The sequence below is a fragment of the Streptomyces incanus genome (genome assembly GCF_042656345.1).
Taxonomy (GTDB): Bacteria; Actinomycetota; Actinomycetes; order Streptomycetales; family Streptomycetaceae; genus Streptomyces; species Streptomyces incanus.
Map to the genome: position 1 here is coordinate 15080 of NZ_JBHSPC010000050.1, position 9706 is coordinate 24785.

7 protein-coding genes are annotated in these 9706 nt (G+C 70.4%); 6 read left to right on the plus strand and 1 reads right to left on the minus strand.

Annotated features, from left to right (window positions below; all coding sequences use genetic code 11):
• A partial coding sequence (locus ACFP2V_RS18645) for an ATP-binding protein (RefSeq protein WP_381213253.1) occupies nucleotides 1-2119 on the minus strand: 2119 nt, incomplete at its 3' end.
• A 164-nt stretch (nucleotides 2120-2283) separates the two neighbouring features.
• Here ACFP2V_RS18645 and ACFP2V_RS18650 point away from each other — a divergent pair.
• From ACFP2V_RS18650 to ACFP2V_RS18675, 6 genes are all read left to right on the plus strand, one after another.
• Nucleotides 2284-2757, plus strand: a complete 474-nt coding sequence (locus ACFP2V_RS18650; RefSeq protein WP_381213256.1) for a DUF948 domain-containing protein — start codon at nucleotides 2284-2286, stop codon at nucleotides 2755-2757.
• A 7-nt stretch (nucleotides 2758-2764) separates the two neighbouring features.
• On the plus strand, nucleotides 2765-3136 hold the full coding sequence (locus ACFP2V_RS18655) for a hypothetical protein (RefSeq protein ID WP_381213259.1): 372 nt from the start codon (nucleotides 2765-2767) through the stop codon (nucleotides 3134-3136).
• Nucleotides 3136-5808, plus strand: coding sequence for an alanine--tRNA ligase (alaS, locus tag ACFP2V_RS18660; RefSeq protein ID WP_381213262.1), 2673 nt, complete (start codon nucleotides 3136-3138; stop codon nucleotides 5806-5808). The genes ACFP2V_RS18655 and alaS overlap by 1 nt, the downstream gene beginning before the upstream one ends.
• A 35-nt stretch (nucleotides 5809-5843) precedes the next feature.
• Nucleotides 5844-6308: a Holliday junction resolvase RuvX gene (gene ruvX, locus ACFP2V_RS18665; RefSeq protein ID WP_381213501.1), complete on the plus strand. Its 465-nt coding sequence runs from the start codon at nucleotides 5844-5846 to the stop codon at nucleotides 6306-6308.
• Between the two features lie 124 nt (nucleotides 6309-6432).
• Complete coding sequence (gene mltG / locus ACFP2V_RS18670; protein WP_381213265.1) at nucleotides 6433-8286, plus strand: endolytic transglycosylase MltG; 1854 nt, start codon at nucleotides 6433-6435, stop codon at nucleotides 8284-8286.
• A complete protein-coding gene (locus ACFP2V_RS18675) occupies nucleotides 8267-9106 on the plus strand; it encodes a shikimate dehydrogenase (RefSeq protein ID WP_381213268.1) in 840 nt (279 codons plus the stop codon). The genes mltG and ACFP2V_RS18675 overlap by 20 nt, the downstream gene beginning before the upstream one ends.
• Nucleotides 9107-9706: the final 600 nt, after the last annotated feature.

A 9706-nucleotide genomic window follows, 5' to 3' on the forward strand; every position in this document is an offset into this window, starting at 1 on the left:
CCGCCGCCTGCCGCACGCTCCCGCCCGGCGGCGGATCGCCCACCGCAGCCCCGATCCCGCGCAGCGCCCGGCGGACCGCCTCGTCCCGGCCGAGCCGCGCCCCCAGCCGCACGCTCTCCTCGTACCGTTCGTCGCCCAGTTGTTCCCGGGCCCGCGCCTCGCACAGCTCGTGCGGCGTGTTGTAGTGGGCCGAACCGAACAGCCGCAGCCCCACCGACGGCCACATCCGGTCCGCCGCCCCCTGGAGCACCGCCGCCTCGGCCGCCTTCCCCTCCGCCACCGTGACCAGGGCGAGCAGCTCCAGCGCCAGCACCGAACCGAGCAGATCGCTGAAGCCGTGGGCGCCGTCCAGCGAGTCGGCGAGCAGTTCCCGGGCCCTGGCCAGGTCGTCCTCGCACCAGGCCGCGTACGCCAGGACGTACAGCGCGTAGGTGCGGGCCCACCGCTCGCCGTGCTCCTCGCACACCCGGCGGACGTCCTCGCACATCCGCACCGCGTCCGACAGATCTTCCTGGAAGACGCGGGCCATCGCCAGCTCGATCCGCGCCATCAGCACATTGCTGTTGAGCTCCCCGATCTCGCCGTAACGCTGCAGCGCCGAGCGCAGCAGTGCCTCCGCGCGGGGCACGTCGTCCGTGATCAGTGCCAGGCAGCCGGCGCGATGCTCCGCGTACGCCAGCGCCGTGGGGTTCGCCGCCCGCACAGCCTGACGGCGGCACTCCTGGAGCGCGGCCAGCGCGGGCACCGTGTCGCCCTGGAGGATCGCCACATAAGCGAGCACCCACAATGCCTTGAGCCGGGGCTGCTGATGACCGGAGTCGATCCGCACCGCCTGCTCCAGCCAGTGCCGACCCTCCGCCAGCCGCCCGCAGCCCACCCAGGAGAACCACAGCGAGCCCGCCAGGTGCTGTCCCAGATGCGCCTCGTCCGGGTCCGTCAGGCCCACCTCCAGGGCGCGGCGCAGATTCGGCAGATCCGCCTCGACGCGCGCGGCGATCTCGCGCTGCCGCGGCGAGAACCAGTCCAGCTCGCACCAGGTGGCGAGTCCCACGTACCAGTCCCGGTGCCGCCGCGCGAGCCGCTCCGCGTCGCCGACGCCCTCCAGCCACTCGGCGCCGTACGCGCGCAGCGTGTCCAGCATCCGGTAACGCGCCCCCGCCGGGGTCTCCTCGCGGATCGCCACCGACTGCGCGAGCAGCGCCGACAGCACGTCGAGGACGTCCCCGGCGGCCAGACCGTTCCCCCCGCACACGTACTCGGCGGCCTCGAGGTCGAAGTGCCCGGCGAACACCGAAAGCCGCGCCCACAGCAACCGCTCCTCGGACGTGCACAGTTCATGGCTCCAGCCGATCGCCGTCCGCAGCGTCCGGTGCCGGGGCAGGGCGTCCCGGCTGCCGCCGGTCAGCAGCCGGAACCGGTCGCCGAGCCGCTCCAGCACCTGCCCCGGCGACAGCGCGCCCAGCCGCCCGGCGGCCAGCTCGATCGCGAGCGGGATGCCGTCGAGACGCCGGCACAGCTCCCGCATCTGCCGCTCGTCCCCGGCGCCCACCGCATGCTGCCCCGCGCGCACCGCCAGCAGCCGGACCGCCTCGTCCTCGCCGAGCGGAGCCAGCGGTACCAGCCGCTCCCCGGCCACGGACAGCGCACGGCGTCCCACGGCGAGCACGCGCAGCCCGGGTGCCCGGCGCAGCAGATCGGCCACCAGTTCGGCACAGGCGTCCACCAGGTGCTCGAACCCGTCCAGCACCAGCAGCAGTCGGCGCTCCGTCAGATGGTCCAGCAGCGTCTCGCGCGGCAGCCGGGTGGTGTGGTCCGTCAGGCCCAGCGCCTCCACCACCACGTGGTCGACGAACTCGGTATCCCCGAGCGCCGCCAACTCCACCCGCCAGACCCCGTCCCGCGGCGCGCACCGCGCGGCGGCCCGGGCGGCCAGCCGTGACTTGCCGACCCCGCCGGGCCCGGTCACCGTCACCAGCCGCGAGGCGGTAAGGGCCCGGGACAGTTCGTCCAGTTCCGCCGCACGGCCCACGAACGCGTCCGGCTCCAGCGGCAGGTTGCCGTCCACGCCCCGCGGCGGGCCGCCGTCCGCCGACGCGCCGTCGCACCCAATGTCCCCCATGGGGCACGGAGCGTACTGAACCGTGTTCAGTCCGTACAATCACTTCCCCCGACTCCGCCCGCGGCGGGCGGTAATCCGGTACGGAGTCCCGCCGGTGGCGCGATAGGCTCGGTGCACGATTCTCTCGATGTTCAGACACGTTTCTCAGGGAGCAGGTGCGCACAGTGTCCGGTGGAGAGGTGGCCGGGATCCTGGTGGCCGTGTTCTGGGCGATCCTGGTCTCCTTCCTCGCCGTCGCACTGGCGAGGCTGGCCCAGACGCTCCGGGCGACCACCAAGCTCGTGGCGGACGTGACCGACCAGGCCGTCCCGCTGCTGGCCGACGCCTCCACCGCGGTGCGCTCCGCGCAGACCCAGATCGAGCGGGTCGACGCGATCGCCTCCGACGTCCAGGAGGTCACCTCCAACGCCTCCGCCCTGTCGACCACCGTCGCCTCCACCTTCGGCGGCCCGCTGGTCAAGGTCGCCGCGTTCGGCTACGGGGTGCGCCGGGCCGTCAGCGGCCGCAGGGAGGACGCGCCCGCCAGGACGGAGTCCGCCAGGACCGAGCCCGCGAAGGCGCCGGGCCGCACCGTGATCGTGGGCCGCACCGTCCCGGGCACGCGGCGGGCGAGGCGCACCCGGGGAAAGAAGGACTGACCCAGCGATGTTCCGCCGTACGTTCTGGTTCACCACCGGCGTTGCCGCAGGTGTGTGGGCCACCACCAAGGTCAACCGGAAGCTGAGGCAGCTGACGCCCGAGAGCCTCGCCGCGACCGCGGCGAACAAGGCGATCGAGGCCGGCGGCCGTATCAAGGACCGGGCGGTGGACTTCGCACTCGACGTCCGCGACAACATGGCCCGGCGCGAGGCCGAACTGGGCGACGCCCTCGGCCTCGACGCCCCCGTCGACCGGGAACTCCCGGTGTCCGGCCGGTACGCCGCCATCGAGAACCGGAACAGCCCGAAGAGCAAACCACGGTACGCCGAGGGTTCGGCGTACCTGACGAACCCGTACAACCGGAATGAGGACCACTGATGGAGTCGGCCGAGATCCGCCGCCGCTGGCTGAGCTTCTTCGAGGAGCGCGGGCACACCGTCGTCCCTTCGGCGTCGCTCATCGCGGACGACCCGACTCTGCTCCTCGTCCCGGCCGGCATGGTGCCCTTCAAGCCCTACTTCCTGGGCGAGGTCAAGCCGCCCTTCGCGCGCGCCACCAGCGTCCAGAAGTGCGTCCGCACGCCGGACATCGAAGAGGTCGGCAAGACCACCCGGCACGGCACGTTCTTCCAGATGTGCGGCAACTTCTCCTTCGGCGACTACTTCAAGGAAGGCGCCGTCAAGCTCGCCTGGGAGCTGCTCACCAGCTCCCAGGACAACGGCGGCTACGGCCTCGACCCCGAGCGCCTGTGGATCACCGTCTACAAGGACGACGACGAGGCCGAGCGCATCTGGCGCGACGTCGTCGGCGTGCCCGAGGAGCGCATCCAGCGCCTGGGCATGAAGGACAACTACTGGTCCATGGGCGTCCCCGGCCCCTGCGGCCCCTGCTCCGAGATCAACTACGACCGCGGCCCCGAGTTCGGCGCCGAGGGCGGCCCCGCCGTCAACGACGAGCGGTACGTGGAGATCTGGAACCTCGTCTTCATGCAGTACGAGCGGGGCGAGGGCATCGGCAAGGACAACTTCGAGATCCTCGGGGACCTGCCGAGCCAGAACATCGACACGGGCCTCGGCCTGGAGCGGCTCGCCATGATTCTGCAGGGCGTGCAGAACCTGTACGAGATCGACACCTCCATGGCCGTCATCGACAAGGCCACCGCCCTGACCGGGGTCCGCTACGGCGACGCCCAGGACTCGGACGTCTCGCTGCGCGTGGTCACCGACCACATGCGCACCTCGGTCATGCTCATCGGCGACGGCGTCACCCCGGGCAACGAGGGCCGCGGCTACGTGCTGCGCCGCATCATGCGTCGCGCCATCCGCAACATGCGCCTCCTCGGCGCCACCGGCCCGGTCGTCAAGGACCTGGTCGACGTCGTCATCGGCATGATGGGACAGCAGTATCCCGAGCTCGTCACCGACCGCGAGCGGATCGAGAAGGTCGCCGTCGCCGAGGAGAACGCCTTCCTCAAGACGCTGAAGGCCGGCACCAACATCCTCGACACCGCCGTCACCGAGACGAAGCAGTCCGGTGGCACGGTCCTCTCCGGCGACCGGGCCTTCCTGTTGCACGACACCTGGGGCTTCCCGATCGACCTCACCCTGGAGATGGCCGCCGAGCAGGGGCTGTCCGTGGACGAGGACGGTTTCCGCCGGCTCATGAAGGAGCAGCGGGAGCGGGCCAAGGCCGACGCCCAGGCCAAGAAGACCGGCCACGCCGACCTCGGTGCCTACCGCGAGATCGCCGACCGGGCCGGTGCCACCGACTTCACCGGCTACAGCGACACCGAGGGCGAGTCCACCGTCGTGGGCATCCTGGTCGACGGCGTCTCCTCACCGGCCGCCACCGAGGGCGACGAAGTGGAGATCGTACTCGACCGCACCCCGTTCTACGCCGAGGGCGGCGGCCAGATCGGTGACACCGGGCGGATCAGGGCCGACTCCGGTGCCGTCATCGAGATCCGCGACTGCCAGAAGCCGGTCCCGGGCGTCTACGTGCACAAGGGCGTCGTCCAGGTCGGCGAGGTCACCCTCGGCGCCAAGGCCCACGCCTCCATCGACGAGCGCCGCCGCAAGGCCGTCGCCCGCGCCCACTCGGCCACCCACCTCACCCACCAGGCCCTGCGCGACGCCCTCGGCCCGACGGCCGCCCAGGCCGGTTCCGAGAACCAGCCCGGCCGCTTCCGCTTCGACTTCGGCTCGCCGTCCGCCGTTCCGACGGCCGTGATGACCGATGTCGAGCAGAAGATCAACGAGGTGCTCGCCCGCGACCTGGACGTGCGCGCCGACGTCATGGGCATCGACGAGGCCAAGAAGCAGGGCGCCATCGCCGAGTTCGGCGAGAAGTACGGTGAGCGTGTGCGCGTGGTGACCATCGGCGACTTCTCCAAGGAGCTGTGCGGCGGCACCCACGTGCACAACACCGCCCAGCTGGGTCTGGTGAAGCTGCTCGGCGAATCCTCCATCGGCTCCGGTGTGCGCCGTATCGAGGCCCTGGTCGGCGTGGACGCCTACAACTTCCTCGCCCGCGAGCACACGGTCGTCGCCCAGCTCCAGGAGCTGATCAAGGGCCGCCCGGAGGAGCTCCCGGAGAAGGTCTCCGCCATGCTCGGCAAGCTCAAGGACGCCGAGAAGGAGATCGAGAAGTTCCGCGCCGAGAAGGTCCTCCAGGCCGCCGGAGGCCTCGCCGAGTCCGCCAGGGACGTCCACGGCGTCGCCCTGGTGACCGGCCAGGTCCCGGACGGCACCACCGCCGACGACCTGCGCAAACTGGTGCTCGATGTGCGCGGCCGGATCCAGGGCGGCCGGGCCGCCGTCGTGGCCCTGTTCACCACCGTCAACGGCAAGCCCCTCACGGTCATCGCTACCAACGAGGCCGCCCGCGAGCGGGGACTCAAGGCCGGTGACCTGGTCCGCGCGGCCGCCAAGACCCTCGGCGGCGGCGGTGGCGGCAAGCCGGACGTCGCTCAGGGCGGCGGCCAGAACGCGGCCGCCATCGGCAACGCCGTGGACGCCGTCGAGCGGCTCGTGGCGGACACGGCCAAGTGAGCGGACCGGTGAACGATCCCTCGGACGGCCGAGCCATGCGCCGCGGCCGCCGGCTCGCGATCGACGTCGGGGACGCCCGGATCGGGGTCGCCTCGTGCGACCCCGACGGGATCCTCGCCACCCCGGTGGAGACCGTCCCCGGCCGGGACGTTCCGGCGGCTCACCGGCGCCTTCGTCAGCTCGTGGAGGAGTACGAGCCGATCGAGGTCGTCGTCGGCCTTCCTCGCTCCCTCAAGGGGGGCGAGGGCCCCGCCGCGGTCAAGGTCCGCGGTTTCGCGCAGGAACTGGCCCGCGGGATCGCGCCGGTGCCCGTGCGCCTCGTCGACGAACGCATGACGACGGTGACGGCGAGCCAGGGGCTGCGTGCCTCGGGCGTGAAGTCGAAGAAGGGACGCTCCGTCATCGACCAGGTCGCCGCCGTGATCATCCTCCAGCAGGCCCTTGAATCCGAACGGGTGTCAGGCAATGCACCCGGTGAGGGCGTCGAAGTGGCGAGGTGATCGCGGTACGGTAACGTTCCGCGCGATGCGGTGGCGTTCGAACAGCCGCCGCGAAAGAGAGGCGGAACGGACGCCGGCCACCCCCACAGCCGCGTGACCGCCGCCTCGCGGCTCTAGGGGATCGATGACTGAGTATGGCCGGGGTCAAGGCTCCGAACCGTGGCATCCGGACGACCCGTTGTACGGGGACGGCGGATGGACAGGGCAGCAGACCCAGCAGGGTCAGCAGCTCCCCTACGACGGCCAGGCGCAGCACCATCCGCAGCAGCAGCAGCAGCAGCAGCAGCAGCAACAGCCGCAGCAGTACGGCGGCTGGGGCACCGCCGAGCAGCAGGGCGGGTACGGACAGCAGCAGTACGCGCCGTACGACCAGCAGCAAGGTCACCAACAGTACGACCAGCAGCAGTACGGCGAGCAGCACTACGGTCAGCAGTACGCCCCCCAGCAGCAGCACTCGGACCAGCAGTACCCGGAGCAGTACCCGGAGCAGCACCGGGACCAGCAGCACCCGGACCAGCAGCACCCGGACCAGCAGCAGTACGACACGGGTGGCTGGCAGACCGGCGCCCAGGGCCACCCGCAGGATCCGTACGCGGCGGCCGACCCCGCGGACCCGTACGGGGAGCAGGGCGGGGCGTACGGCGCCCAGCAGCCCGACCCCTACGCGACCCCCGACGCCTATCCGCCGCCGGAACCCCCGGCCCGGCGCGGCGCCGAGCCCCGACGGCGGCCGGAGCAGGACGAGGAACCGGAGCCGCAGACCGGCTGGGACCCGGGTCCCGACCAGGGCGAACACGCCTTCTTCTCGGGCGACGACGAGGACGAGGGCGACGAGCCCGGCGGCCGTGGCGAGCGCCGGGGCAGGGGCGGTAAGGGCGGTAAGGGCGGCAAGGAAAAGAAGCGACGCAGTGGGGTCGCCTGCCTCGTGGTGGTGGTGGTCCTCGGCGGCGGTGTGGCCGGTGTGGGCTATGTCGGTTGGCAGTTCGTCAAGGATCGTTTCGGCAGCGCCCCGGACTTCGCGGGCGACGGGAACGGCGAGCAGGTGACCGTCACGATCCCCAAAGGCTCGACCGGATACGTCATCGGCCAGGTGCTCAAGAAAGAAGGCGTGGTCAAGAGCGTCGACGCCTTCGTCGCGGCTCAGTCCGGCAACCCGCAGGGCAAGACGATCCAGGACGGCGTTTACACGCTCCAGCGTGAGATGTCGGCTGCGAGCGCGGTCGAACTGATGCTCAGCCCGAAGAGCCGCAGCAACCTGGTCATCCCCGAGGGCAAGCGCAACGGCGAGATCTACAAGCTCATCGATCAACGCCTCAAGCTCGACAACGGGACCACCGCGAAGGTCGCCGAGAAGGACTGGAAGAAGCTCGGCCTGCCCGACTGGGCGGTGAACGACGGGGACGTCAAGGACCCGCTGGAGGGTTTCCTCTACCCGTCCAGCTATGCGGTGGGCAAGGGCGCGAAACCCGCGGACGTACTGAAGGAGATGGTGGGCCGGGCCACCGACAAGTACGAGGCGATGCAGTTCCCGGAGAAGGCCGAGAGCCTCGGTCTCGACGGGCCGTGGGAACTGGTCACGGTCGCGAGTCTGGTGCAGGCCGAGGGCAAGACCCACGACGACTTCCGCAAGATGTCCGAGGTCATCTACAACCGCCTCAAGCCCACCAACACCGAGACCTACCAACTGCTGCAGTTCGACTCGACGTACAACTACCTGCAGAAGGAAAGCAATATCCACATCAGCGAGTCCGAGATCAACAGCAACAAGGACCCGTACAACACCTACACACGCAAGGGCCTGCCGCCCGGTCCCATCGGCAACCCCGGTGACGAAGCGCTGACCGCGGCGCTGAAGCCGACGAAGGACGGCTGGATCTATTTCGTGGCCACCGACGGCGTGAGCAAGACCGAGTTCGCAAGGACGCACGACGATTTTCTGAAGCTGAAGGACAAGTTCGATGCCAGCTCGGGCAACTGACCGTCGCCGAGCCGCCGTCCTCGGCTCGCCGATCGCCCACTCCCTCTCCCCGGTGCTGCACCGTGCCGCGTACGCGGCGCTGGGGCTGGAGGGCTGGACGTACGACCGGTTCGACGTCGACGAGGCGGCGTTGCCCGGCTTCCTCGAAAAGCTCGGCCCCGAGTGGGCCGGGCTGTCGTTGACCATGCCGCTCAAGCGGGCGGTCATCCCGCTGCTCGACGAGATCAGCGGGACGGCGGGCTCCGTGGACGCGGTGAACACCGTGGTCTTCGCCGAGGACGGCCGGAGGACCGGCGACAACACCGACATCCCGGGTATGGTCGCCGCCCTGCGCGAGCACGGCATCGAGAAGGTGGAAACCGCCGCGATCCTCGGCGCCGGCGCCACCGCGTCGTCCGCGCTCGCCGCGCTGTCGCGGATCTGCGCCGGGGAGATCGTCGTCCACGTGCGCAGCGCCGCGCGCGGCGCCGAGATGCGGGAGTGGGCCGAGCGGCTGGACGTGACGGTGCGCATCGCCGACTGGGACGACGCCGAACAGGCCCTGCACGCCCCGCTGGTGGTCACCACGACCCCGGCGGGCGTCACCGACGGCCTCGCCCACGCCGTCCCGGAGCACCCCGCGGCCCTCTTCGACGTGCTCTACGATCCCTGGCCGACTGCTCTCGCGGCCCGCTGGTCGGCGTACGGCGGTGCCGTCGTCGGCGGCCTCGACCTGCTGCTGCACCAGGCGGTGCTCCAGGTCGAGCAGATGACGGGGCGCTCACCGGTTCCGCTCGCGGCGATGCGGGCCGCTGGAGGGCGTGCGCTCGCCGGCGGGTGAATACCGGTTGATTCTTCGCGCGGCGTAGGCGGGTTTATTCCAGTCCGCTTCGACCGGGAAGAGGAATAGGGTAATCCGCGTTGATCATCTTCTCTTCCGGTGCTGTTTTGCGGCGGCGAAATCGCTCTGAGTGGGAGGGGATCGAAAGGGCGCAGGCGTTTTTATTCGATCGGCATGGCGGTGGAGCCGACCGGTGCCATGGGTCTCGTTGGCGCGGCGCCGGCCGCGGCTTCGACGCCCGAAGCGGCTTGTGGTGCAGGGTGCAAGGTTCTCGAGTCCCGCACTGTGGGATTCGATCAAGAGCACCAACGATCCTGCTGGCCGGGTTTCGCTGCTTTACAACGCCTCGAACGGCTACAACTGTGTAGTGACGATGTACATCAACGGTTACGTCGGATTCGGTTCGACCGCTGAAGCCGGAATTCTCGTCGAGGGCGGTGGCTGGAAGCGTGACAGGGTGATTACAGCTATTGCGCCGGTCCCGTCTGTGCGTACGCCGCCAATAAGTGCGTGAAGTGCACCGGTGGCATCGAATATGTCGACAACGGCATTCTCTGGGGCAGCTGCACAAGCGGGTTCGGGCATTGCGGCTGACCTCGG